Below are 26966 nucleotides of genomic sequence, written 5' to 3'. Positions count from 1 at the left end.
TAAAGTTGGTCGCTAAAAAGCGTGTTACGCTTTGGCCAAAAAAGTATTAAAGGAGGTATTTTTCATTATGAAAAAATATCTACTCGTAAGCTTGACTATTCTTTTTGCTGCTACTTTTGTGTGGGCAGAAGAAGCTACAACTACCGAACCGAGCGTCGATATTGAAGCCGACGCAACCTTAAGCTGGGGATTTGACCTTGGCTCAAAGACTAAACCGGGTTTTAAGAACGGATTCAAGAACGAAGCTTCTTGGAACGTAACATTCCCGCTCCTCAAGAAGGCTAATAAAACTTCTACCAAGAGTGATGTACCCGTATACGGCGAAGTTACTTTAAAGGATGTGGGGCTGAATCTTGTCAGCGAAAAAGATAGCGGTGGACGTTTTATCATGGACGGGAAGGTAGACAAACTTGCCGCTAAATTGGTTATCTATGACGCTTATGTAACCGTCTTCAATAAGCCGAGCTTTGCAACAGACTATGCTAAAATATGGGAACCTGTTGATACCGATCAGTATATACCAGAAGACTATAGATTTAAGCCCTCATTTGGTGGCTATGGTACAAAGATCGGCTATGCAAATAAGGACTTGATGGCCTTGGATGTCGGTTTAAAACTTGGTTCCAGCAGCAACTGGGCTCCTGACGATCCGTCCGGAATCCAGCATATGAAACATTTTGATGGTTCTACCAGATTGGAAGGGGGTGAATATATCTACATATACGATCCTGATACAAAGGACTGGAAGTGGACCGAAGGTGGTGGTAAGGGCACATGGCATGGCGATCCTCTGTGGTTCCCACCGGCTGGTGACTATTATTTTACCGCTACAAAGAATGGCGATGCCGAGGTGTATCACTACGGAATCGGCTTTGATTTTTCTATGAAGCCGCTTGATAAAATGCTTACAGTTGCCTTTACCGTTAACTCTACATTTGGTAAACAGTATAAAAAGGTTGATGATGGTCTTCTTAATCTCGGTTTTGAAGTAACCTCAGAGCCGATGGATGGATTAAAGTTAAAGGCTGGTTTTGATGGTAAATATGTGTTTGATAACAAAGCATTTGACTGGGATACCGTATTTACTGCTGAATACAAATGGGTAGGCGCAGGTGTGTATGTTGCTTCTGCCAATACAAAAGTTGGAAGTAGCAAAATTGATATGGCAGTATTTGCTCAGTTTGCAACAAAGGGCGATAAAGAGGATGCGACCAACCTTGTTGAAGGTTTGGATGCAGGTGTCTATATCGGTATGTACAAACTGCTCGGTAGCTCTAAATTCCCGTTCTTTACAAAGGTTTGGGGTGCATATACGGTTAATATCAACGATTCTATGTGGATAAAGCCGTTCGCAAATCTTTGGCTTGAAACCAACCATGGTACTCAAGCTGTTGGTCTTGTTTATAACCTTGGTGTAACTTACAGCCCGGTTGAAAAGGTTGAAGTAACGGCAAAATGGAGTCATGGCAAAATTAACACTGATACTCACAGCGGTATCATTAAGTCCTCTGTTATCGACAGCGAACACAGAGGTCGTTTTGTTCTTTCTCTCAAAGTTAGCTACTAAGCCATATTTGGTCTCATAGCTAAACTTAAAAGCCTGTTCCGCACCACGCGGAGCAGGCTTTTTTATTTGTACACTGTACCCTGATGCTTTGCGTCGGGGGTATTAACCTCTTCCTTTTTTAGCCAAAAGCCCATCTTATGGAGTACGAACCACTGCGCCGAGCATGCAAAAGCACCTATCGGTAGTCTTTAAAATCCTTACAGCCTCGTCCAAAAATGTACCTCCTTGTACTTCTCTGCCGATGTATCTCCTTGTTACATCGGCAGAGGACAAGTTTTGTGCCAAAACTCCTATGTTTTTTGTCAAGTAGAAAAGCAAAACTTTTTAGTTTTTTCTCTGCTTGACCGCTCCCGCCCATCCGTGGGCGTTCTGACGACGAGTCCGCATTGCGAACTCGATTCTGCTGGAACCACGGACATCCGTGACGGTTCTGCTACGTTGAGCATTTATTTTTGCGTAGCAACGAAGTAGATGCCCTTCCGTAAGCCTTTTGAAATAGACGATACAGATGCTAGGAGCGCACAAAAAACACCCGCAGGCGTACTTGCTGTACGTCGAGGACTGTTTTTTGTGAAGCGACAACGCAGATGTGTCGTCTATTTCAAAAGGTGTGGGGGAAGGCACATTGTATAACCTCCTCCATCCTAGTAACAGGATGGAACTGAATGCCTTTCTTTATGTGCTCGGGGATTTTTTCAAGGTCGCGGATATTCGCGGCGGGGATGATAATCTCCTTGATGCCGTTGCGGCGGGCGGCGATGGTTTTTTCTTTTAAGCCACCGATCGGGAGTACCTGACCGGTTAGCGAGAGTTCGCCGGTCATGGCGAGTTTCGGTTTAATGACTTTACCGGACAACAGCGAAAGCAGCGCAACGGTCATTGTGATGCCGGCGGAGGGTCCGTCTTTGGGGGTTGCGCCTTCCGGAATGTGCAGGTGGATAATGTGGCTTTCAAACCACTTGACGCTTGCAATACCGTGCGCATCGGCAAAGTGTCGCACCCATGTCCACGCAATCGAGGCGGATTCCTTCATCACATTGCCCATCTGACCGGTCAGGCGGAATTGCCCTTTGCCTTTATTCGGCAATGCTTCTATCAATAGGGTATCGCCGCCCATGCTCGTCCATGCAAGCCCGATCGCCGTGCTGGGAACTTTTGCGTACTTGATATCATCGTCGCGGAAAATGGGTTTGCCGAGCATCTTTTCGATTTCGGCGGTATCGGGCGCAAATATGTCTTTTTCGCCGCGCTCGCCGGTAACCAGCTCAACGGCGATCTTCCGGTGGAGCTTATCGAGGTTCTTTTCAAAGTTGCGTACTCCCGCCTCCCGCGCATAGCCGTTCGCAATATGCAGCAGTATCTGCTTGGAATATTTCACCTGCGTTTTCTTTAAGCCGTTTTTCTCAAGGCTTTTCGGCAGCAGATAGTGCTTTGCGATTTCTACTTTTTCCGAATCGATATAACCCGCGAGTTGAATAACTTCGGCGCGGTCGAGTAGCGGGCGCGGAATACCGTCAAGAGTGTTCGCCGTCAGGATAAATACGATATGCGACAGGTCAAACGGCAGATCGAGGTAGTGGTCGCGGAACGAAATATTCTGTTCGGGGTCGAGCACTTCAAGCAAAGCGCTGGAAGGGTCGCCCTGATAGCTTTGCCCCATCTTATCGATCTCGTCGATCATAAAGACCGGCGCCTTTGTTTTCGCGATTTTTAATCCCTGCAAAATTTTGCCGGGCATCGCACCGATGTACGTTCTGCGGTGTCCTTTAATTTCAGCCTCATCCCGCATACCGCCCACCGAGAACCGGAAAAACGGTTTATTCATCGCACGGGCAATCGACTTGCCGACACTCGTTTTACCGACACCGGGCGGCCCAACCAATAAAACAATCGAGCCTTTCGTATCGTTTTTCAGTTTCCGTACTGCAAGGTATTCGATAATCCGCTTCTTTACATCCTCCAGCCCGTAGTGATCCGCATCCAAAACCTTTTTCGCTTCTTCTATATTATACGCTTCCGGTTCGGGAGGATTCCACGGGAGTGTCAGCGCGGTTTCAAGATAATTTCGTCCGACAATGTACTCAGGCGAATTCGGCTCGAGGAACTTGAATTTTTCAAACTCGGCTTCTATCGTCTCTTTTACTTCGCCTTCAAAATGGAATGAGTCGATCAGCTTGCGGAATTTCTCTTCATCGGCATCCTTTGGATCGGAACTCAAGCCCAGCTCTTTTTTGATACTTTTAAGTTCTTCATGCAGGAAGTATTCCCGCTGATTTTTTTCAATCCGCGTATTCAGATCTGCCTGAATCTTCCGCTGAACATCGAGCAGCTCTCTTTCTTTTTTGATATGAACAAAAACCTTTTCCATCCGTTCACGGACGTTGATGGTTTCCAGTATTTTTTGCTGCTCCTCTTTTGGAATATTCAGAATGCTGGCAGTAAAGTCCGCAATCTTTCCCGGATGGTCGATGTTGACGATGTTGAGCCGCATCTCTTCCGTAAAGAGCGGATTGTTTTCGGAAAGTTCTTTCATCTCTCCGATAAGCCCGCGCAGCATCGCCTTAACCTCAACTGTATTTTCTTCCTCATCTTCAAGATACTGAACCGCTACGACAATCGGCTTTTTCTCGTTGACGATCTTGCGGATTTTAAACCGCTTCAAGGTTGAAATAAGAATATTGATACCGCCGTCAGGCAGGTTGATTTTTTTGATAATCCGCGCAGCGGCTCCTATTTGATACACATCGGAGGCTCCCGGCTCTTCCGTCTCGTTTTTTAACAGCGAAAGACCGATAAAACCGGTACTGCTATAAGCTTCTTCAACAGAGCGGATATCGTCGGCATCGTTTATCAAAAGCGGGGTAAAAATCCCCGGATAAATAGGTCGACCGTTCAGCGGAATAAGATTGATTTTTTTAGGCAAAAGTTCTTCGATTGGAATAACCGCCTTTTCTTCTTTCTGAGTTGATGTATCCACCTCGTTCGGCGTATCTAAAGTCTTTGAAGTATCTGAATTCATAGCTTTAAATATCGTCATTATTCAGCGAAAAGTCAATAAATTGCCTTGGGAACCAGTCGACCTATTCTGAAACTTTCGTTTTCGAATGGGTCTAATCTACCTGAATAAGCGCTGTATTTCTATATTAAGTATTATTTTCAAGCCATTGTCAAAAGGAAAATATCGATAGAAAATTGCGGAAAGCGGTTATAGATGCTATACTATCATCATGACTATTTCACGGAAATTGCCGGTTGGTATACAGAGTTTTGAAAAGTTGCGCAGGACAGGGTGTCTTTATGTTGATAAAACAGCATTTGTGTGGAATCTTACTCAGTTCTCTAACCCGTATTTTTTGAGCCGTCCGCGGCGGTTTGGAAAGAGTCTATTTCTTTCAACACTTGCCGCCTATTTTTTAGGGCAAAAGGAACTGTTTAAGGGACTATACCTTGAAAAAGCGGAGGAAGAGCAAGCCGTACAGGAAAACAGAGCAGCGTGGGAAACGTATCCGGTGCTGTATCTGGATTTTAATACGGGGCAGTATGAACTTACCGGGGCTTTAGATGAAACGCTTCGGTATTTTTTAGATACCGAAGAACCGAAATACAATCTGCAAAATAATGGTCTATCTCATGCGAAGCGATTTACATCTTTGATACAAGCCGCGTACCAAAAGACGGGTAAGCAGGTGGTCATTCTGGTGGATGAGTATGATAAACCGCTTTTGCAAACGATGGGTGTGAATGAGGAGCTGAACGAACAATACCGTAACATGCTCAAAGCGTTTTATTCGGTGATTAAAACATGCGATCAGTATATCCGTTTTGCCTTTCTAACCGGAGTAACCAAGTTTAGTAAGATTAGTATTTTCAGCGACTTAAATAATCTAAAAGACATCAGCCTTTCTAAAGATTATGCCGGTATCTGCGGTATTACGCAAACAGAGCTTGAAACGAACTTCCAACCGGACATACAAGCCCTTGCCGATGAGCAAGACTTTACGTATCAAGAAGCGCTTGCAGCCTTAAAGCGATGGTATGACGGGTACTTGTTCCATCCTGCAGGGGTGGGAATGTATAATCCGTATAGTATCCTCAATGCCTTTGATGATAAAGAGATTAAAAGCTACTGGTTCAGTACTGGTACCCCGACATTTTTGGTGAACTACTTAAGCGAAGCGCACTATTATATCCCTGATTTAGATGGAAATGTAGAGCTGAATGAAGAAGAACTCGATACATATCGAGCGTTGGCAGAAGATGCGTTGCCCATTTTGTTTCAAGCGGGATACTTAACGATTAAAGAGTATATCAGCGACGTCAGACTCTACCGGCTCGGCTTTCCCAATGATGAAGTGCGCTACGGCTTTTTACATAATCTCTTGCCTGCGTATTCCAGTGTGCCGTTCGGACAAACGGGGGTATCCGTAGCACGGTTTGTGCAAGACATCCGCGGCGGCAAAGCGGATTCCTTTATGGAACGGATGCAGGCGATTATTTCCGGTATTCCGTATGACAATTTTAGCGAGAAAAACTTAAAACTGCGGGAGCAGAATTATCAGACAGCGGTGTATCTCGTCTTTGCACTGATGGGACAGTTTGTGCAGACGGAAGTACACTGTAGTACAGGGCGTGCGGATTGTGTAGTTAAAACAGTAGATAGCATCTACATATTCGAGTTTAAGCTTTCCGGCAACGGCAGTGCAGAGGATGCGCTCAATCAGATAAAAGAACAAAACTACGCTGCGAAGTATAGGGCAGAAGGAAAGAAGATTGTGCTTATCGGTGCGGGATTTGATGAGGAAAAACGTACAGTCAAAGACTGGAAGACAGAGCTATTGTAATACAGGCTAAATCCCGTACCGATCCGTCACGGATGGCGGTTGTTCTACGCAGCATCGTTTCTGCTTCATACGCCCGCCTTCCATGGCGGATATGAGTAAAAACTCGCCGTCAGAACGCCCACGGATGGGCGGGAAATAAATCAGTAGCAAGATGATATGTTTTGATACAAAACTTGTTCTCTGCCGATGTACAAGGAGGTACATCGGCAGAGAAGTACACGGATGTACATTTTTGAACATGGTTTGATGAACAAGCGCGAACAATTAAGGAGTGGAAGATAGAAGCACTATAAAATACCTGCGAATCTCTAGCAGATGCCCCTTTTATCTCTTGAGGAAATGCGGTATACTGCCCCGTATGGGGAAAAGTATCGTTTTTGTTAACCAGAAAGGCGGGGTAGGGAAGACCACTTCCGCCGTCAATATCGGCGCATACTTTGCACAGGCAGGGAAAAAGACGCTGCTTGTGGACTTTGATCCGCAGGGTAATATGTCGTCGGGTGTCGGGATTTCCAAAAAGCAGCCGAGTATTTATGATGCGCTTGCCGGAAAAATCCCTATTCAAAAAACGGTCAGACCGACGGCGGTTAAGGACTTGTATGCAATCCCCGCTGATATCAATTTATCGGGCGCCACTATCGAATTGGTTGATCAGCAATCCCGAGAATTTTTTCTCCGCGACAATCTCGCGCTCCTGAAAGAAGAATATGAATATATTTTAATTGATTGCCCCCCGTCGTTGGGAATTTTAACGCTGAACGGGCTTGCCGCTGCGGATGAAGTGTTTATTCCGCTGCAGTGTGAATATTTTGCGCTTGAGGGCTTAACGCTCCTTTTGCAAACCGTTAAAAGAGTGCAGGAAAAGATTAACCCTCGCCTTAAAATCGGCGGTATCTTTTTCACGATGTACGATTCCCGCACAAAGCTCGCACAGGAAGTGGTGCAGCAGGTTACGGCTTATTTTAAAGACCGCGTATGCAGCACGATTATCCCGCGTAACGTTCGCCTCTCCGAAGCGCCCTCGCATGGGTTGCCCATCTGCAAGTATGATTCCTCCTGTATCGGCGCCCGTAGCTACGAAAAACTTGCTCAGGAGGTGCTTGACCGTGCCTAAATCTGCACTGGGCAAAGGGCTCGACTCCTTGCTTCCTCCCGATATCACGGATTTGTGCTCAAACGATGCTGCTGCACAATCTTCGGATGTACAATCGGATAGCGGTTTGTCTGTAATGCCGCAGCAGAATGTGATGCGAGGAGAAGCGGCGCAACAAGCCGGTACTCAAAATCGCGCCGATACGGTCGGTTCTACTCCGATTGAACTTGACCCCGCGCTATTAAAACCCAATCCGTTTCAACCCCGCCGTACCTTTAACGAAGATAGTTTGCAGGAACTTGCCGCTTCTATCAAAGAACACGGGATTATTCAGCCGATTATCGCGGAAAAAAACGGCGATGAATACTATATTATTGCGGGAGAGCGGAGAACGAGGGCGGCGCTTTTAGCGGGGCTTACACGGGTTCCGGTCATCTTCCGTGAATTTGAAAACAGTAAAAAGCTTGAAATTGCGCTTATCGAAAATATCCAGCGGGAAAACCTCAATCCGATTGAAGAGGCTAAGGCATATCAGGAGATTATGCAGCTGTCCAACCTCAATCAGGAGGAGACCGCCAAACGGGTAGGGAAGAGCAGGTCGGCGGTTGCCAATGCGATGCGGCTTTTACAGCTGCCCGACGACATGCAGACGGCGCTGGAAAAAGGCTCTATCACCGCAGGTCATGCGCGGGCAATTCTCTCGCTTATCAATCCGGCGGATCAAACGCTGCTGTTTACCCGCATTACGGAGCAGGCTCTTTCGGTGCGTGACGCGGAGATGCAGGCGGCTCAGCTAAAAAACGGCAGCCGTACCGGACAGAAAAAATCAGCGCCGCAGCCGGTAAAACAGCCGGAAACGGATGATGCGCAGCTTGCGGTCAAGGATATTGAGCAGCAGTTTATCGATGCGCTGGGTACAAAGGTGGAAATTAAAGGCGACCTTGAAAAAGGCATCGTGCATATTTCATACTTTTCGCAGGCGGATCTTGATGCGCTGTATAATAAAATTGCTGCAAAATAACATTGCAGGAACATAACATTCGATGGCAAACCTTTCCGATTATGTAGTTTGGCGCGGCGATCTTCCCTTTGAGGTGCGCCCGTTTAATGCGATAGATGCGCTGGTTCTGTGTCAACTTTCTTACCTTAACTTTTCCGATATTGTCCCTACTCAATTTGACGGTGGTATTACGCTGCGGGAAGCTGCCCGTATCTATGCCGCCGATTCTACACGTGGAACCCCCGAAGAGTTCGGTGTGTTTATCAATCCACTCACCGCTGATTTGTTCAAAAACGCTGCGGAAACGGAGCGCTTCGGTTCCATTCTTTTAAAAGGCTTTGTGAATGAGATTGAGCGCAATGCGGATAAGCAGTTCGCAGCAATAACTGCTATACTTCCAACAGGATGCGCCTGTGTTGTCTATCGTGGTACGGACGATACTATAATCGGATGGAAAGAAGACTGCCTTTTGAGCCTTCCCGAACCCATCCCCTCTCATGCTTCGGCGGCGGATTATCTTTCGGCGGCTGCAGAAACTGCCGTTGTGTGCGGTAGCAAAAAGCTTTACATTGCGGGGCATTCCAAGGGCGGAAACCTTGCGCTCTATGCGGCTGGGACTGCCGCCGCTTCGGTACGGGAGCGGATTGAGCGGGTGTTCTGTTTTGACGGTCCCGGCTTTGCCTTCGATATTGAACAACGGAGCGGATTTCAAGCGATTATCCCTAAAACTGCTTCTTTTATTCCGCAGTCGTCCGTTGTCGGCGTGCTTTTATCCTATCTGCCGCATTATACCGTTATTGAAAGCGCCGAAACCAACACCTTCTGGCAGCATGATGCGTTTTCTTGGCAAATTAAACGAGATGAATTTGTAGCGTATCAGCAAGGACGGACAAAGGAAAGCTATTTTGCGGAAAAAACCATACGGGAATGGCTTTCTCATCTTAACGATACCGAGCGGAAAGAATTTATCGAAACATTATTTGCCGTCCTGTTCGGCACCGGCGCGGAAACGCTCAGCGAATTAACCGCCAACGGACTTGCTCATTCGTTGCATATTTTAAAAGAGCTGCATACGGTAGATTCCGACCGGCGGCGAGAGCTGTTTGCCGTTATCAAGGCATTCTTTGGGGCAGTTTATACACATTTTCCGTATCCGTAATTCTTAATTTCAAAAGCGAACATAAAGCGGATAAATTCTTCGTGACAGTTTTGAATATAGTTTTTATACACTCTGTAAGACTTCTGTAGCAAATTGCAAGTCGTTAAAATCATGCTATTTTATCTATTTTGTCTAACCGGTTCCGTTTAGGCTAGGGGGATACCATCTCTCTTCTTTGAACAAGAAAAAGCATTTTTTTGCTTGACTTTTGAGGGGGGGGGGGGGGTATTATAGAAGAAGATTTATTTATAGCGGATACCTGTACTTATCCGTTACAGTAAGGAGAAATTTATGGGAAACCTCTAAAACCTGAGATTTTTAGAGATGTTCTATATAGCATTCTAATAGCATTATAGACTTTGTTGCGAGGGGGGATATCTTTTAAGACCAATACGGCTTTTAAAAGATATCCCCCTGACACATTCGATCAGTCTGCTTAATTTTTAAAGGAGATGTATATGACGTTACGTTCTAAACTGACACTTTCAATGGCACTGACGGTTTCTATTGCGGCATGTGTTATATTAGGGTTTTCGGTTTTTTCTGTTCGCCAATTAGTTGAACGACAATTTTACAAAGGCGTTCCGGGAGTTTTATCGATGGCAAGCATCGATTTACAGTCCGATTTATTGTTCGGATATTCTCGTTCAGAAGCGTGGGCAAATAATCAAATACTTATTGATTGGTTGGACGATGGTACGCCTGAAGGCGAAAGTAAGAATGCTATTATACGTCGTCTTGAAGAGTTTGCTTCTGAAAAACGTATTATCTCTTCTTGGGTATCAAGTACACAGACAAAAGATTATTATATAGTGGACGCAAATAAAAAGGTTCATTATTCCCTCTTGAAGGAAAGTGAACCGGCGGATGCATGGTTTTTTAAAACGATAAAGTTGAAAGAAAAAGTAACATTCAATATCAACAAAAGCAAAGAGACCGGTGTGATGGGGTTGTGGATCAATGCACACGTTTATAATCAAGAATCAGAATTATTAGGGATTGTTGGCGTAGGGCTTGATCTTGACGAATCGGTTGAGACAATGAAACAAACACTACCGTCTGCACATTCGATCCTATTTGTAACGGATGAAAATGATAATATCGTTATTTCGTCAAATAATGAAAGTTTTGGCGTATCATTAAAAGAATATTTACCGGAAACGATGAATGAGATTCCGCAATATCCTGATATAAAAACATGGAAAGATGGAAAAAGAGGCAAGATGATATACAGCGGACGACAGATTGCAAATCTTCCGTATAATATTGTATTTATTGCGCCTGTGGATGATTTTTTACCCGGTATGTTTACCATTGCAGAAATCCCACTGCTTGTAACAATCATTGTAATAGGAATATCTATTTCGTTGCTGTATTTTTCAATACGAAAAACCGTAAGCAAACCATTGAGTAATACTGCTTCTGCGCTTAAAGATATTGCTCAAGGAGATGGGGATTTGACATTCCGATTGCCAATTCATGGGAAAGATGAAATAGCGCTATTATCTGAATATTTCAATAAAATGCTTTCAAAAATTGCGGCGTCTATTCACCAAGTCGGAACAAACACGAGCATAATGAAAGAAGTAGGTAATGAACTTGCATCTAATATGACAGGAACGGCGAGTGCAGTACATGAGATTAGTGCAAACATCGATGAGGTAAAGCAGCAGGCGATAACTCAAGCAGCAAGCGTCAATGAAACAGCTGCCGTTATTGAAGAGATTGTTCGTACAATTACACAACTGAATGCCGGTATCGAGATGCAGGCGACAAGTGTCGTGCAATCTTCTTCATCGATAGAAGAAATGGTTGCAAATATCGCATCAATCGGAAAAACGCTTGAGAAAACAGACTCTGTTATCAAAGAGCTTACCGCTGCAACCGGTGACGGCAAGGCAACAATTGTTACCTCTAATACTGTAACACAGAAAATCGCAGAAGAATCGGGTTCTCTTTTGGAAGCATCAAGTGTTATTCAGCACATTGCATCGCAGACGAATTTACTTGCAATGAATGCTGCAATAGAAGCTGCTCACGCAGGAGAAGCTGGAAAAGGATTTGCCGTTGTAGCAGACGAAATCCGTAAGCTTGCCGAAGATTCTGCAGCACAAGGCAAAAGCATTACCGCTACATTGAAAATGTTATCAAGTGAAATTGAAATGCTTTCTGCTTCGTCGAAAACTGTTGAAGAAAAGTTTAATGCGATCTTTAATCTTGCAGAGCAGGTAAAAGCCATGAGTACACAGGTTACCGAATCGATGCAGGAACAGGAGAATGGTAGTAAGGAAGTACTGGCAGCTATTAAGAGCATTAATACGGTAACGGTTGAAGTGCAAACCGGTTCGGAAGAAATGTTGAAAGGCGGAGAAAAAGCTTCGCAGGAAATGCAAAAACTCGACAATCTGACTTGTGTTATCACGGAAAGTATAAACGAAATGGCATCGGGAGCTGCACAAATTAATAATGCCGTGCAGGAAGTGAATGCAATTACACAGAAGAATAAACGGAGTATTGAAAATTTGGCTGAAGAAGTTTCAAAATTTAAGGTATAGGGAACCTCTAAAAATCTCAGTTGTTTAGGGATGCCCTATAGTATGCTGCGCTTCCTCTTCAGCTTTGCAGGCGGGGCAAAGACCGGTAAGTTCTATACTGTGTGATGTCATGGTAAAGCCCGTTTCGGATAAGATTTGGTCTTCCAAATCGTGAAGCGGACAAACGGCAATATCGGCCGAAGCCTTGCACTTACTGCATACAATTCGGTGGTGATGTTCTGTTCCTTGCTGAGATGCAATCTGAAAATAGGCTTTTCCGTCAGGATGTATGCTCTTTGTTACAAAATTGGATTCGGCAAGCGTATGCATCGTCCGATATACCGTCGACAAGTCAATTTGCAGATCCTCCCCGCAGGCTTCATGCAGTTCTTCGACAGAGAATGCCTTATCTTTATCTTGAGATAAAATACTGATAATCAAATTTCGTGCTTTTGTTTTGCGCAACTTCTTTGTAACAAGCGGGTTTTCCATACTTTTTATGTCCTACGCACTATCTATTCGATAGATCAATTGGGAATCTCTAAAAGCTTGAGTTTTTAGAGATGTCTCATTATACAGGAGAATACCTTTTTTTGAAAGGGCAAAACACAGTGTTTTATGGATGCTTCATAATATAGATGAATAAATATCTCAGAATAAAGAGGCTGTTGAAAAGAAATCCGATGCGTTTATCCCGATGTTTTTCTATTGGCGGGGAGGCTTTTTTTTTGTATATTTATAACAGAAACTGCTAAAAGCCGCAGTTTTTTAGAGGTTTTCCTTAGAATACCGGTATAATTTTTAAGAGGGGCGCGTATGAAGCTTTACACTAGAAGACAGCTGATTCTTTCTGCAGCCGTTATCGGCTGTTTTATTGCGCTTGCTGCTTACGGGGCAGGCTTTTATTTAGGGCATGGAACGAATACACCGCAGGGAGAGGCCGCAGCCGAGCTTGAAGCATTGGCTGAAAGTAACAGTGCCCTTGCGCAGCAGAACGGCGTCCGGAGTAGTAGCGCCGAAAACAGCGGGAGTGTGGGTGTTTCCGAATCGGCGGAGCAGACAAGCCCGTATCTGACCGCTGCCGCGGAACCGGCGAGCCGTTACACCGCAGAAGAAAAGCAAAATATTTCGGTGTACGAAAATACCAATGATGCGGTTGTCAATATCACCACGGAAACGGTCGGGGTAAACTGGTTCCTTGAACCGATTCCGCAGGAAGGTGGTTCCGGCTCCGGTTCGATTATTGATAGCCGCGGCTACATCCTTACCAACACTCACGTTATCGAGGACGCGACAAAGATATTCGTATCTCTCTCGGACGGCAGCCAATACAGCGCAAAGATTATCGGGGTAGACCGTGAAAACGATCTTGCGGTGCTCAAATTCGACCCGCCTGCAAACACTCAGTTGACGACGATAAAATTCGGCGATTCGGATGGACTCAAGGTGGGACAGCGGGTACTCGCAATCGGGAACCCCTTCGGCTTAACACGAACGCTGACGGTCGGTATTGTGTCCGCCCTCGGCCGCCCGATCCAAACCGATAAAAACGTTATCATCAAAAATATGATTCAAACCGACACGGCCATCAATCCCGGCAACTCGGGCGGACCGCTCCTCGATTCCGACGGCAGGATGATCGGTATCAATACGATGATCTATTCTACGTCGGGTAGTTCCGCAGGCGTCGGCTTTGCGGTGCCCATCAACACGGCAAAACGGGTAGTATCCGAGATTATCAAGTACGGAAAAGTCCGCCGCGCTTCCATCGATGCGGAGTTGGTACAGCTGAACGCGTCGATTGCAAACTATGCAGGGTTGTCGGTGCAGCGCGGGCTATTGGTTTCCCGCGTTAAAAAGAACAGTAATGCCGAAAAGGCGGGGCTTCGTGGTGGAGCAAATGCCGTCCGCTACGGTATTGGGAAGCGCGCTGCGGTTATCTATCTCGGCGGCGACATCATCACCGAAATTGCAGGTCAGGCTGTCAGCAACTTGAGCGAATACTACGCTGTTTTGGAAGATAAAAAACCGAATGAGAGCATCGCCGTAACGGTGCTCCGCGGAAATAAGACCGTAAAACTGACGCTTACCCTTTCCGAACGGAACGATGAATAGGTAACGAAGGGGATGGCAAAAAAGAAGGCCGGCGGGCGGATATTCCGGTGCAGCTCATGCGGGTACAGCCAGCCGAAATGGCTCGGGCGCTGTCCCGGCTGCGGCGAATGGAATACCTTGGAGGAGCAATTCCAAGAAGCGGACTTTACCCCCGGCTTTGCTTCGAGCGCCGCTGCCGTGCGGCAAACGGACGAGGCGCATCCTATCCCGCTTGAACAGGTGGAGGTGCACGATACCGTCCGCATTACAACCGGCATTTCTGAATTCGATCGAGTGCTCGGCGGTGGTGCGGTAAAGCGCTCGGCCGTATTGATCGGCGGCGAACCCGGTATCGGAAAGTCAACATTGCTCTTACAAGCGGCAGCTGCCACAGCAGCTGGAACCGTAGGGCAGCGGACGCTCTATGTATCCGGTGAAGAGTCCGCTGGTCAGATACGCGGCCGTGCAGACCGGCTCGGTGTTCCGCTCAAAAATATCGAACTGCTCTGTACCAATTCGGTGGAAAATATCGAAAAAGTATTAAATAATCTCAACCCGCTTATCGTCATTATCGATTCGGTACAAACGCTTTTTTCCCCGCAGGCAGGCACCATCCCGGGCACGATCAATCAACTCAAATACTGCGCCAACGAATTGGTGCAGTGGGTAAAGGAGCGGGACGCTGCGCTCTTTCTTACCGCCCATGTAACAAAGGAAGGCGTCATCGCTGGACCGAAGGTTCTGGAACACATGGTCGATACCGTTATCTCTTTTGAGCGGAACGAAGATGATGTGCGGTTTCTCCGCGCCCTTAAAAACCGCTTCGGTTCGGTGGACGAGCTGGGAATTTTCAGGATGGATGAAAAAGGCTTGGCTGCCGTACAGGATCCCGCCGCGCTGTTTATCATTCAGCGGCAAGGCGAGCTGCCTGCCGGGTCTGCGACGGTGCCGGTGTTTGAAGGCAGCCGCGTGTTTATGGTAGAAATTCAGGCGCTTACGGTACCCGCTAAGGGTACAATGACGCGCGTATTCTCCGATAAGATAGATTCCGCACGGGTCAGCCGTGTCGCCGCCGTACTGGAAAAACGGATAGGCTTGCGGTTCTCCGATCAAGATATTTATATCAATGTCGCCGGCGGCATCCGGCTGCGGGAACCGGCTATCGATTTGGCTTTGGCGCTTGCGCTCTACTCTGCGCGAACGGATATCCCCGCGCGTAAAAACGAAGCATTTATCGGAGAACTCAGTCTTGCCGGTGAAATCAGACCGGTGCGCCGCTTAAAGCCGCTGATTAAAACCGCGCAGAGCCTCGGCTTTACCCAACTCTATGTCCCGGCAGCCGCCGGCGACGGCGACGAACCCGAACCTGCAATGCAAGGCATTACCCGCGTAGAAAACCTCGCCGAAACAATCAAATGTGCCTTCGGTGCGGGGAAGTAGTCTCCACATTTGTCCAAGATAAATTCATAAAGCGAGTTTCTGTTGCAACGAGTATAAAAAAACCGCTCCAGGAGTATGCAAGATGGAGCGGTTTAAAAATAGAGTATAAATCATTCACACTTATCAATACTTTTTACGAACGCCTTTGACTTATAGCAACCTCCTTACAAGAAACTTCTTGTATGATGGTATGTTAGCAAAAGATTACATTTATGTCAAGCATGTATAACAAAAAAAGTAAAATAATTTTTGTTTGCTAGCCCTATCGATGAGATTATGCTATAACACATACATGGAGGGAATTATGGCGGATGAATTTAGCTATGAAATTACTCAAAAACATGGGGTTCTTTCTACTTCAAAAAGCGGATGGACGATGGAATTAAACTCGGTGGCATGGAATGGGCGCAACCCCAAATACGATCTCCGCAGTTGGTCTCCCGATCACGAAAAAATGGGAAAAGGGGTTACGCTTACTGCAGAAGAACTGGCTGCGCTCAAAGCGTTATTGAACGGTATGCAACTGTAACCTATTTTAAGGTAGAAAAGTGCATTAGAGCCGTTTTCGCCTCGTCGCCGGTTTTTTCAATTTTTGAAGAAAAGTCTACCAGCGATGTATAGATGGCATCCGTTTGCAAATGGATTTTTTCAAAGGATTGATCAAGTTCATCACTGGTGGTTCCAATGCCGGTGATGACGGTTACCACTTGTTTTATGGTTCCGCCTATATCATGAGAACTTTCCAGTGCAGCGGCAGCAAGACGACCTAGCTCTTCCGCAACAACAGCAAACCCTTTACCGGCATCGCCGGCGTGCGCTGCTTCAATTGCTGCATTCATACTCAACATCTTCGTCTGTTCTGCAATACTTTCGATAATTTCAGACATTTCTTGGATTTTCGAAACGTTTTGAATGATAAACTGCATGTGATCATGGGTAGTTTTGAACAGCTGATGTCCGGTTTTAAATGTTTCCACCAGTTTTTTCGCCGTTTCGGAATCGGTACGATGGTTTTCAGCGGTTTGCTGTACCGAAGAAAGAACTTCTTTCATCTGAGCTGCTGAGTGATGATATCCGTCGCGCTCTTTTTCTGCTGTCATCTGCATCGTTTTATACGTTGCTTGCAAATCGGTGTGTTTCTTTTCCAGTGAATCATAGCTGCGCTGGAGATCGGCAAGATTTTGTTCCAGCTGTGTATTGCGCTCAAGAATAGCTGCTTGTCTTTCAGCAAAAGCGCTATCCTTTGTATCGGGCCGCGTATTACCGGCAACGCGGATTTCCATATTGCTGCGCTCTTTCGTCCCCCACGATGCCGCCGCTACCGCTGATTCTGTATAAACTCCTGCTTCATGGTTGCCAAACGTAAAGCGTGCCGGTTCTGCTGATTGCTCCGATTGTGATGACCGGAAAGAAGTTGCACCGGAAGCAAGCCGCAGCTGCGACGCCGTATCATGCGCTCCGTCGGTCTTTGGCCCCGCTTTTAATACAATTCGTCTTTTTGCATTACGGGCAAGTAAGATGGTATAGATAGTTTGTACCAGTGCCCATGTAACAAAAAGCCCCAACAGCCATGTTACCGAAATCAATATACCCGAAAGAATTGCGGCTTGTTTCCGATACCGGCTGGCAGCGCTCTCTAATGCACCGGATACCGCCTCAAAATCGTTAATATGAGTACCAACCAGTTTTTCAATTGTTTCCACTTTTTTTTCATCAAACGGTTTCGTCTTTGCTGCGCCCAGCTGATTATAATCATTAATCAGTGTGGTAAATTCCGCATTTATTGAACGGGCAGAAGTAAAATACCCCGAAAGGCGGCTCCGTAATGTGCTATCTTTTTCCATATATTTTTCTGTGGCATATTCCACGGCAACTAACGTCGGCTCATACTTACTTAAAGCGCTGATGACAGAAGAAGGAATATGCACACCGGCAATGCCGTAACGATATATAGTCCCTCGTACATAGAGCATATTACGTTCATAACCGGCAAGTTGTACAATCTGCTGTTCAAGCGTATCAGCCGGTTTTGAAATTTGCATAAAAGTTCCGGCTGCAATGAGCAATAACAAAACCAGTATGCCCGATAAGATTCCGATTTTCAGTTTTATGTTCATAACAATAAGCCTCAGTATAAGTATCGGACAATAATCACCGATAGATTAAAATACAATCTGATGCGTTTGCTCAAAGACCTCTTTGACCAAAGCCGTTCTTTATGCTATGATGGCAATATATGACTGAATGTTCATTTACAGTGAAAGAACGGGTTGTCTATCCCGGTCAAGGTGTCGGAGAAATCGTCGAAATAAGCGAAAAAAAATTCAAAGATGAAATGCTGACGTATTACGTCATTTACTTTGATGAATCCGACATGACAGTTCTTGTGCCTGCCCTCAAGGCGACTGAGTTAGGTATCAGGACGATCGTTTCCGCTGATGAAGCGCAAGCTGCACTGGCGTTTTTATCCGAAAAGTTTGACCCCATCCCAAGTGATTGGAAGATGCGGTATCAAATGAACCTTGATTTATTCAAAACGGGGAGCGTTTTAGACAATGCCTCCATCGTCCGCTCACTCTACCACCGCAGTAAAATAAAAGAACTCCCTATCCAAGAGCGTAAATTATACGATTCCGCCTATCGCATTTTTTACGATGAGCTCTGTTACGCACTGCAAAAACCGAAGGCGGAAATTGAAGCGCTGATTCATTCATATCTGGAGGTTTTAAGTAAAAACGCTCCTGTCGGAAAGCAAGATCAGGTTGATGATATGTTTGACGATAACATAAATGATATGGATGACGAAGACGATTTCGATGACGGCGAATAATGCCGTTCTGATTACAGCGGCCGGGAGCTCCCAACGCTTCGGGAAAAAAAAAGAATTTCTTCCATTAAGTACCGATACGCATACATCGGTGCTATCTGCCTGTCTCTATGCTTTCGTATCGGCAGGATGTGTTAGCTGTTATGTCATAACCGTGCCTCAGGGTAAAGTTGAAACGGTCTATTCACTGCTTGCTGCAGATACGCGGCTTTCTTCTTTTTTCAGTACACACCGAGATACTCTCCATATCGTTGAAGGAGGAGCAACCCGGCAGGAGTCGGTGTACAAGGGGCTGTTAGCTCTTGCGGATAAAAACATAACCTATATACTGGTACACGACGGAGCGCGGCCGTGGGTTTCCGGCGAAGTGATTACTTCAGTATTAACGGCAACCGAACAATACGGAGCGGCAGTCCCTGCCATACCCGTAACGGATACACAAAAAGAAGTGGACAAAACGGGAAAGATTATCCGGCATCTTAGAAGAGACCTGCTTGCCGCCGTACAAACACCGCAGGGCTTCCGCTTTGAGCCGTTGCTCTATGCCCATCGCCAAGCTTGCAATGACGGCAATACCTATACCGACGACAGCGAAATCTATGCCCAATATTGCGGAGCTGTTTACATCTGCCCCGGAGCGCGGGAAAATAAAAAAATCACCTATCGCGAAGACTTCTCGGGAGTGTAAAATAAAAGCCGTACAAATGGCACGGCTTTTATTTACTCAAGTTTGCGGTGCGCAAACTCGTATATCATCTGCACGTTCTCACTTCGTTGCGAATGTGCGTAAAAAGTCAATCGAAAGTTGACACTTTCTTCTTGACTTTTTATGGAAGGAAAACACTATGATACGAATCGGCTTAGGCTATGATCTCCACACCCTTGTTGAAGGCAGGCCGTTAATCTTAGGCGGGGTTCATATCCCTTTTGAAAAAGGGGAAGCGGGTCATTCCGACGGCGATGTGCTGCTCCATGCACTTGCGGATTCTCTGCTCGGAGCCGCTTGTCTTGGCGACATCGGTGAGCTTTTCCCGCCGAATGATCCGCAGTGGAAGGGCGCCGACTCACGGATGCTCTTACAGACAGTATGGGAACAGGTGCAGGCAGCGGACTGGCAGCTTGAAAACGCCGATTGTGTTATCGCAATCCAAAAGCCGAAAATTCTGCCGTACCGCGAGGCAATCCGCCGGTCTATTGCAGAAATTCTATCGGTAGAAATCGATCAAATTTTTGTCAAAGCAAAAACCGGCGAAGGGGTCGGCATTATCGGCAGCGGTACGGCCGCCGCCGTGTGGTGCACCTGTCTTCTCTCTCGCTAGCTCCCTACTCCCATACCAGCTCTAAAAGCTAACGGTATTTTTAAAGCTGCTCACCGGTAGAATAAGGGAGAAAACAAATACAGTATTTAAGTGGCGTAGCGTCAGCCTATTTTTCGGCAAGCTCTAGGATGAGCTGTACCTCTCCTTGCGATAGATTGAGGGCATTGGCAATAGCGTCCTGCGTCCATCCGCTTCTAAAGAGCTTTAACACATTCTCACGGGTACCGACTGTCGTTGCACCCTCCGTTTTGTTGACCGGCTTTTCGGCCTTAACCAAATCCGCCAGCAGTTTCAATTGATTTTCGGAATTCTTCGATATATCTTGTAAGCGCGTTTCAGTACCGGCAAGCCACTCGCGGGCATTGTGCAGTTTTTCAATGCGCCCCTCAAGCTCTCCAAGCAATTCATCGATGGTATCAAGCTGCTCCCGCGCCTTCTCCGCTTTTTCCTGATTGGAAATAAGATACTCCATCTTTTCTTGAATATCCTGCAGTTCGGGCGGAATGGTGTAGAGCTTACTCTGTACCGTCTTAATATCTTTTTCAACGGTCTTTAAATCTTCAAAGGCAGCATCGATGCTCTGCACCGTTTGGTCGAGCACGGTACCTTTTTTCTCCAAGCGGTCATAGCGGGTATTCACATCAGCAATGCTTTCTTCAATACGCCGAATCTGTACCTGATAGCGCTGTAATTCATCATCAGCCGAAGCAAGCTCAACAAGCTTTTTATCCATCGACTCAGACAGCACACTCAGTTTTGCAAAATCGTTTTCCAAAATTTCAATATTTTTACGCTCACCCATAAATCGCGCGATTTTCTGTGTTGCTTCCTCTTCAAGATGAGTTACCTTTTCGTATTTCAGATTCAGATCATCCATTGTATTGCGGTAAATTTCAAAGCGGGTAACCTCCGCCTTCAGCTTTTCGATGTTCTGTTCCAAATCAGCCTTCAACTCGTCTGCACGGTCAAATACGCGCGTCTGCGTAATAAAGGCGTTTTGCCGCTTATCGATTTCTTCTACGGTTTCGGTCAGCTGCTCGGAATCGCGTCGTATCTTTTCGAATAAATCATGCTGCGTTTCTTCCACTTCACTGCGCAGGCCGTGTACCAGCTCCCTGATGTTGTCAAGCGAATGATTTGCTTCCCCCGTCGCGTTGTTAATCCGTTTATCCAGCTCGTTGGTAGCCTGTTCCGCATCGCGCGTAAAGGTTTCGGTAACGCTGCGCACCTGTGCAGAAAATTCTTCTTCGGCGCTCTGCACCTTTGCATTCAGATCATTGATTCTCTGCTGCATCAGTTTAAGCGCCTCGTCGCTTTTCACGCTGAAATCTTTATAGTACGAGGTGTATTTTGAACCGATACCTTCGATAGCCCGTTCCGTCGACGCAGTAAAATTAGCAACCTTTTCGTCCACCGTAGTCCGCATCTCTGCCAGTTGTTGATCGATACGCGCCTTCCATGTTTCAAAATCGGTTTTTGCTGCGTCGAGCTGCCCGCCTGATTCTTGTTTAACCGTATCAAGCCAGTTTTTTACCTCTTTTGTAACATTTTCAACTTCAACACTTTGCTGCCGCATCGATTCTTGCAGTTCAAGCTTGAGACCGGAAAGCTCATTGCGCATATATGTTTGAGCTTTTTCCTTTGTCTGATCCATCATATTTTTAAACTGAGTGTTATAGGCTAAGAGCGCCTCGTCGCTTGCCGTAATACGTTTGGCAATCCCCTCTTCGATTGCAGCAATATCTTCTTTGAATTTTGCAAAGTGCCCCTTGTACTCCTCCGCCGTTTGCGCAAGCCGTGCTTTTAGATCCTGTTTATACGCATCTTCCAAATCCTTACGTGCCGACTCGCTTTCCGATCCCATCAGCGCAAGCCGTTCGGTAACATCATTCCGCAGCTTTTGGATGTCTCCGCTGAGTGCATCGCTGCGGCGGGTTAGCTCGCTTGCAAAATCGGTTTCAAAAGTATGCAGCTTTTCGGAGAGCGCGGCTTGCGATTCTTCACGCAGAACGTTCAGTTGTTCGGTTATCTCCTGCAAGCGACCGGCAAGCGCATTCGCCCGTTCGGAAAAATGTTTTTCGAATCCGTTGTATTTTTCCTGCATGGTATAGGTATGTTTTCCAAAGTCTTGCAAAAGCCGGTCTTTTACCGATTCTTGCGCCTTTTCCATCTCAGCGGAAAGCTTATCGATATCGGCAATAGACTTATCAAATTTTTCGTAATAGTAGACCGCTTGTTTTTTATATTCGGCAAACTTTGTATCCGCCGATTGGGAAAGTGCAGTAAGGCTTTGCGCCGCCTTTGCCGCTGTTTTTTCGAGGCGGGCATTTAATCCCGTTTCAAAGTCGGTAAGCCGCGAATCAAGCTGCCGATTCGTATTCTCCATATCGGCCTCGGTTTTCTCCAAGCCTTTTTCAAGATTGGTGATGCGCTGTGTAAATGCAATCTCCGCTGCGCTGAACTTTGAATGAAGCGAACTTTCCAACTTATCCGCTTCTTCTTGCCAATCTTTTTTAAATTTCTCGGTAAGCGCTTTATTTTCGGTCATACCGGCAGTGATCTCCGCCTCAAGCGCTGCGGAGCGATCATCAAGCACCGACTTATAGTGCTGCATCTGCATCTCTATTTGGTTCTGCAATTTGGTAAAAGACTCATCACCAAGGTTTTGCGCTTTTTTGCTTGCCTCCGTAAATGCCTTTTTATAAAGGTCGTTCAATTGGATCGAGGTTACTTCGAGCAATTCCGCACTTTTTTTCTCTGCGCCGGAAACCCTATTTTCAAAAGCGCTGATGGTATTATTAAATCCCGCCGTAAGCTGTTCTTCGATCATCTGGAGATGTTCACGATTTTGCTTATAAAAGCTGTCCTGCATTTCGGGCATGAGCTTTGAAATATGATTCAATTCACTCCGCGCATCCGTAATCTTCTTTGCAAGCGAATCGACAAAGTCGGACTCTTGGCTGACACGCGAAAGATTTTTTTCCGCAAGGGCGGCCATGTCCATAACAGTCTTAATAGTCTCTTCCGCCCCTGCCACATTTTTTTCTATTGCATCTATGGAAGATGAACGGGCAGTCAACACATCGGATTTTTTCATAAAATCGTTATATATGGAATCGAGCCGGTTAACAGCCGCAATGGCTTGCGAAAGTTTTGCGTCAAGCTCAATCGCCGCATCACGCAAATTCTGCGTCCGTTCCTTGACAAACCCTTCTATTTCATCTTTAACACGGTCGCCGTATTTTTTCGCTTTTTCAATCGAACGGCTGTTTTTATCCATTTGCCGAAAAAAAAGAATCAGCATTAAAGAAAGCATAAGCGTTATCGCGGAGGCTAAAAGTTGCATTGACATTCTAAGTTCCACCCTTACTTAAAATAAATTCTATTTTAATAAATATATCGGACACATCTAAAAACGGCGGTTTTCAAAATTATCCTACCTATTATATCGCATTATAACACATAGTTTAAGAATTGACGATAGTTTGAAAAGGAAATATCCGCATTCAGCGGCTTTTTTCTAAAAAACGAAACAAGCGGATTTGCGATATAAGCGGTCTTCATACCGACTGCAGAAGCCCCTGCCACATCATAAGCTTTACTGTTCCCGACATACAGTATCCGTTCGCACGGTGTATTTAAGGCTTCGGCAAGTTTAAGGAACGGAATACGGGAAGGTTTAAGCGCCCCGATCGCTTCGGAATCCAGCGCAGCATCGCAGAGCGGAAGAATGCCCCATACGGAGCCTTTTTGTTCGGGCGGAAAATCCGACAGAATACCGATTTTAAATCCCGCTTCTTTTAATCGTATGATCGCTTCTTTTGCAAAGGGATACGGATGGATGCGCAAAAACTTTTTTTTCCATCCCTTATATATTTCTCTATCTAAAAAATCGCCTACCTTTTGTGGGGAGATATTAAGCTGAGTTGCCAATAGTTCATTTTGCACAGTGAAAAAATCCGGCAGCACTTTATCCGGATCAGATGAACTGTGCCTGTGTAAAATACGGCGGACTTTTCCAAAGGCTCTCATAAAACGGATATGCCGGATAAAAAAAGGAATAGCACGCAGCGTAAGCTTCCATGCAGGATAGAGTGTACCGTCTATATCGAATGCGATCGCCTCAATGCCGTGTATTTTACTTACAATCATTTTTTTATTATATCGTAGGGATTACCGCCTGTCCATTCTCAAAAAATCCATGTCTAGCCGATGTAGCAAGGATATACATCGGCAGAGAAGTACACTGCTCAACACTCCTACAGCGTGCAGTTAAAATCCTTGACCAAGATACCGGGCAAGAGGCAGCCGCCTACTGCGCGCTCTTCATAGGTACTTGTTTCTACAAAGAGCTTCCGTTCTTTGGTGAGCGCAAGGAGATTCGCGCCGAACATATTGTAGAGGGATTCATCCCAGCGCATATCCGCAATGGGAGCTGTAACTTTTCCATTTTCCACCCAGAGACAGGCGAAGCGGGTCATCCCCGTTACGCGGGCAGTTGCCGGATCGCTCCAGTTAAGGTAGTGGAAGTTCGAAATGTAGATGCCGGTTCCCAGTTCTTTGAGCGCATCCGCTTCGGCGAGCGCCCCCGCCCCGATAGCTTCGGAACGGAATCCTTCACTTGAATCGGCGCCGTTTGCCTTTGTCCCGTACTGTTTTTCCGAGCGGGAACTCACAATGGTATGAATGAGCTTTCCTTTTTCGATAACAGTCAATTTTTCGGGGGCGGATTCGCCTTCGCTATTAAACGACGGTTCCACACCGATGGAAAAATCTTGCGTCAAATTGAAGGAATCGGCAAAATGCTCTCGCCCTTCTTTTAATGCAAGATAGGCGCTTTCGCCCTGCTGCATTCCCCGCTCCCCGAAGCCGTTCCACGAGAAAAACTCTACGACATCAACCAACGCATCCGCAGCGATAAAAACGCGGTATTTGCCCGGCTCGATTTTTTTCGGTTCAAGTGCAAGTACCTGCAAACTTTGCCGCGCATCGGCGATACGTTTTTCGTATTCAGCCTGCTGCCAGTCGCGCCCTGCGTACAAGCCTTTTACCGCGCGTCCGTTTTTCAGCCAAATCGAATAGTCGAGCGTAAAGGTCTTTGTTTGGAACCAGTGCCGTGCGCCGGCCGTATTGGCAGCTCCGCGGCATATCATCCCTTGCGAAAAAAGCCCGGCGAAATCCAAATCCGACACAGGCTCAAGCAGCGTCTTTTCTATTATCTCTTGCGAAAGCAACGCACCGTCATAGATTGTTTCGGAATCGTCGCTTGCAGTAGGAATAGACTGATAGGGATCTTCGGGAAGCTGCGCGATAATACTACGTGCATTCTCCAACGCTGCGGCAAGCGTTTCCTTATCCTGCTCAAGCCGGCCGCTCAACCCGTGAGCAAAGCGATAGGTTTTCTTGTTTTTATACAGCGTAATCGAAATTGCCGCCTGTTTCACAAAACCGTTTTGCCGCACCTTAGCGTGATTCATCCGCAGGAAGTAAGTGTCCTCCGCGTCGTAGCTTAGAGACGCTTGTTCAGTGGGCAACAGCTCATCGAAGAAAAAGTCTGCAAGAGACTCAAAATGCCATTTAAAATCGGAATCCATTTCACACATCATTTCTTGATCACAACTCATTTTCCGCCTCCAAATACTTCAACATCGCTGAATGCGCATACGGGACTTGCGTGCCCTACCCGTATCACCTGATTCGGTTCGCCTTTGCCGCAATTCGGGGTGCCGAACACCTCGAAAGTGCTTCCGTCGCCGACTGCGCAGAGGCTGTTCCAAAAGTACCGTGAAATGCCGCGGTAGTTCGGGTCGCGCACGGTTTTTGTCAGTTTGCCGTTTTCGATCAGCTTGGCGTATTCGCAGCCGAATTGGAATTTATTGCGGTAGTCGTCAATCGACCATGAACGGTTGGAGAACATCAGAATGCCGTTTTCGATTGAGGCGATGATAGAATCGAAGCTGCTCGTTCCCGCTTCGAGGTTGAGGTTTGCCATCCGGTCGATGGGCGGACGGTTCCACGAACAGGCACGCTGATTTGCAACGCCCCGGAGTCCCGACCGCTTTTGACTTTCCAAGCTACCAAGCGCCCGTATCAAGATGCCGTCTTTAATAAGGTATTCTTTTACCGCGACGTTACCGATATCGTCCGCCCCGTAGCTTGCCAGCTCCTGCGCGATGGTCGGGTCAAAGGCGACGTTCATCAACGGGGAACCGTAGCGGAAACTGCCGATATCTTCCGGCGTGATAAAACTGCCGCCCGCATAGTTGCGCTCGTCGCCGAGGATGCGGTCTATTTCCAGCGCGTGCCCGACGCTTTCATGAATTTGCAGCATCATCTGATCGGGCATCAGCACAAGTGTCCGCTTACCGTTGGGGCACGGCTCGGCGGTGAGCAATTCGACCGCTTCCGCGCCCGCCTTCCGTGCCTTTTCAAGCAGCGCCACAGGATTGAACAGCTCCCGTCCACCCTGATAGGTGAGTGCAGAGCGTCCGTGCGCGCTCCGCTGCTGGATGATATCTCCTTCACGTGCAACGGCATTCATGCTGATACCGCCGAACCGAACGGTTTGCCGGATGTCGGCTCCGTTGGTAGAAACCATTTCGGTTTCGCAGATACCCGTTTCGCAGGAAGCAGCGGTCTGAATAATCTTTGAAGAAACCTTTGCGGCATCGCAGATACTGCACAAGAGCTCAACCGTTTCGGCGGCGGGAATCCCGCTTAATTTTTCGCGCTTTGTGGCATAGCGTACCTGCGCGGCGGGGCGCATCGTTTGGTCAAACCGATGAATGCCGTAGGGCTGCGCTGCCTGTGCTGCTGCAAAAGCCTGCTCCGCTGCACGTTTAATACCGCCGCTGCTCAGGTCGGCAGTCGCCGCATAGCTAAACGTTCCCTTGTACAGTACCTCCAGCATAACTCCCTCGTCGGAGCCGCCGGCAGCCTCGTCAAATTTACCATCAATGGCGGAAAAACCTGTCAGATAGTTGGTAACCCGCCGTAATCCGATCCACTCGGCCTGCGGAATAGCGTCCTTCGCTTCCGTTAAAAGCCGGTGTATATTCACTTTCATAAAAAACTCCTTCGATATTTGTTAAG

19 protein-coding genes are annotated in these 26966 nt (G+C 46.7%); 12 read left to right on the top strand and 7 right to left on the bottom strand.

All coding sequences use genetic code 11. The features are described 5' to 3' along the window. Nucleotides 1-67: 67 nt before the first annotated feature. Entirely contained in the window at nucleotides 68-1567 is a 1500-nt protein-coding gene (locus ABK01_RS11135; protein ID WP_253675678.1) for a major outer sheath protein Msp, read from the top strand. Nucleotides 1568-2168: 601 nt separating this feature from the next. Here the strand turns inward: ABK01_RS11135 and lon are convergent. Then, entirely contained in the window at nucleotides 2169-4604 is a 2436-nt protein-coding gene (gene lon / locus ABK01_RS11130) for an endopeptidase La (protein WP_371922010.1), read from the bottom strand. Nucleotides 4605-4794: 190 nt separating this feature from the next. Here lon and ABK01_RS11125 point away from each other — a divergent pair, with 190 nt between their 5' ends. The 5 genes from ABK01_RS11125 (at nucleotide 4795) to ABK01_RS11105 (ending at nucleotide 12215) form a co-directional block, all read left to right on the top strand. Beyond that, a complete protein-coding gene (locus ABK01_RS11125) occupies nucleotides 4795-6408 on the top strand; it encodes an ATP-binding protein (RefSeq protein ID WP_253675676.1) in 1614 nt (537 codons plus the stop codon). Nucleotides 6409-6766: 358 nt separating this feature from the next. Next, a complete protein-coding gene (locus ABK01_RS11120) occupies nucleotides 6767-7522 on the top strand; it encodes a ParA family protein (protein ID WP_253675675.1) in 756 nt (251 codons plus the stop codon). 52 nt (nucleotides 7523-7574) lie between these two features. Continuing rightward, a complete protein-coding gene (locus ABK01_RS11115) occupies nucleotides 7575-8522 on the top strand; it encodes a ParB/RepB/Spo0J family partition protein (RefSeq protein ID WP_371922049.1) in 948 nt (315 codons plus the stop codon). A gap of 22 nt (nucleotides 8523-8544) precedes the next feature. Next, nucleotides 8545-9660: an Mbeg1-like protein gene (locus ABK01_RS11110; protein WP_253675673.1), complete on the top strand. Its 1116-nt coding sequence runs from the start codon at nucleotides 8545-8547 to the stop codon at nucleotides 9658-9660. Nucleotides 9661-10118: 458 nt separating this feature from the next. Beyond that, entirely contained in the window at nucleotides 10119-12215 is a 2097-nt protein-coding gene (locus tag ABK01_RS11105; protein WP_253675672.1) for a methyl-accepting chemotaxis protein, read from the top strand. Nucleotides 12216-12239: 24 nt separating this feature from the next. Here ABK01_RS11105 and ABK01_RS11100 read toward each other — a convergent pair whose 3' ends face one another. Beyond that, complete coding sequence (locus ABK01_RS11100) at nucleotides 12240-12686, bottom strand: Fur family transcriptional regulator (protein ID WP_253675671.1); 447 nt, start codon at nucleotides 12684-12686, stop codon at nucleotides 12240-12242. A gap of 324 nt (nucleotides 12687-13010) precedes the next feature. Here ABK01_RS11100 and ABK01_RS11095 point away from each other — a divergent pair, with 324 nt between their 5' ends. The 3 genes from ABK01_RS11095 (at nucleotide 13011) to ABK01_RS11085 (ending at nucleotide 16257) form a co-directional block, all read left to right on the top strand. Further along, on the top strand, nucleotides 13011-14309 hold the full coding sequence (locus tag ABK01_RS11095) for a S1C family serine protease (protein WP_212565475.1): 1299 nt from the start codon (nucleotides 13011-13013) through the stop codon (nucleotides 14307-14309). A 12-nt stretch (nucleotides 14310-14321) separates the two neighbouring features. Then, nucleotides 14322-15728, top strand: coding sequence for a DNA repair protein RadA (radA, locus tag ABK01_RS11090; protein ID WP_253675670.1), 1407 nt, complete (start codon nucleotides 14322-14324; stop codon nucleotides 15726-15728). Between the two features lie 304 nt (nucleotides 15729-16032). Beyond that, nucleotides 16033-16257 carry a YdbC family protein gene (locus tag ABK01_RS11085; protein ID WP_212565473.1) on the top strand — a complete coding sequence of 75 codons (225 nt, stop codon included), beginning with the start codon at nucleotides 16033-16035 and terminating at the stop codon, nucleotides 16255-16257. 1 nt (nucleotide 16258) lies between these two features. Here the strand turns inward: ABK01_RS11085 and ABK01_RS11080 are convergent, their stop codons facing one another. Beyond that, nucleotides 16259-17845 carry a methyl-accepting chemotaxis protein gene (locus ABK01_RS11080; RefSeq protein ID WP_253675669.1) on the bottom strand — a complete coding sequence of 529 codons (1587 nt, stop codon included), beginning with the start codon at nucleotides 17843-17845 and terminating at the stop codon, nucleotides 16259-16261. A 119-nt stretch (nucleotides 17846-17964) separates the two neighbouring features. Here ABK01_RS11080 and ABK01_RS11075 point away from each other — a divergent pair, with 119 nt between their 5' ends. The 3 genes from ABK01_RS11075 (at nucleotide 17965) to ispF (ending at nucleotide 19874) form a co-directional block, all read left to right on the top strand. Beyond that, a complete protein-coding gene (locus tag ABK01_RS11075) occupies nucleotides 17965-18558 on the top strand; it encodes a CarD family transcriptional regulator (RefSeq protein ID WP_212565471.1) in 594 nt (197 codons plus the stop codon). Then, on the top strand, nucleotides 18518-19243 hold the full coding sequence (locus tag ABK01_RS11070; RefSeq protein ID WP_253675668.1) for an IspD/TarI family cytidylyltransferase: 726 nt from the start codon (nucleotides 18518-18520) through the stop codon (nucleotides 19241-19243). The genes ABK01_RS11075 and ABK01_RS11070 overlap by 41 nt, the downstream gene beginning before the upstream one ends. Nucleotides 19244-19400: 157 nt before the next feature. Continuing rightward, entirely contained in the window at nucleotides 19401-19874 is a 474-nt protein-coding gene (gene ispF / locus ABK01_RS11065) for a 2-C-methyl-D-erythritol 2,4-cyclodiphosphate synthase (protein ID WP_253675667.1), read from the top strand. Between the two features lie 106 nt (nucleotides 19875-19980). Here the strand turns inward: ispF and ABK01_RS11060 are convergent, their stop codons facing one another. From ABK01_RS11060 to ABK01_RS11045, 4 genes are all read right to left on the bottom strand, one after another. Continuing rightward, the gene (locus ABK01_RS11060; RefSeq protein WP_253675666.1) at nucleotides 19981-23226 is read right to left on the bottom strand and encodes a SpiroCoCo family coiled-coil protein; all 3246 of its coding nucleotides are present in this window, start codon (nucleotides 23224-23226) and stop codon (nucleotides 19981-19983) included. Between the two features lie 101 nt (nucleotides 23227-23327). Next, nucleotides 23328-24026: an HAD family hydrolase gene (locus ABK01_RS11055; protein ID WP_253675665.1), complete on the bottom strand. Its 699-nt coding sequence runs from the start codon at nucleotides 24024-24026 to the stop codon at nucleotides 23328-23330. 107 nt (nucleotides 24027-24133) lie between these two features. Beyond that, nucleotides 24134-25498, bottom strand: a complete 1365-nt coding sequence (locus ABK01_RS11050) for a TldD/PmbA family protein (RefSeq protein ID WP_253675664.1) — start codon at nucleotides 25496-25498, stop codon at nucleotides 24134-24136. Then, the gene (locus tag ABK01_RS11045; protein WP_253675663.1) at nucleotides 25495-26940 is read right to left on the bottom strand and encodes a TldD/PmbA family protein; all 1446 of its coding nucleotides are present in this window, start codon (nucleotides 26938-26940) and stop codon (nucleotides 25495-25497) included. The genes ABK01_RS11050 and ABK01_RS11045 overlap by 4 nt, the downstream gene beginning before the upstream one ends. Nucleotides 26941-26966 lie beyond the last annotated feature (26 nt).

The organism is Treponema sp. OMZ 305, assembly GCF_024181325.1.
Classification (GTDB): Bacteria; Spirochaetota; Spirochaetia; order Treponematales; family Treponemataceae; genus Treponema.
Note: the sequence above shows the minus strand (reverse complement) of the source record. Positions and strands in the feature narration are given on the sequence as shown.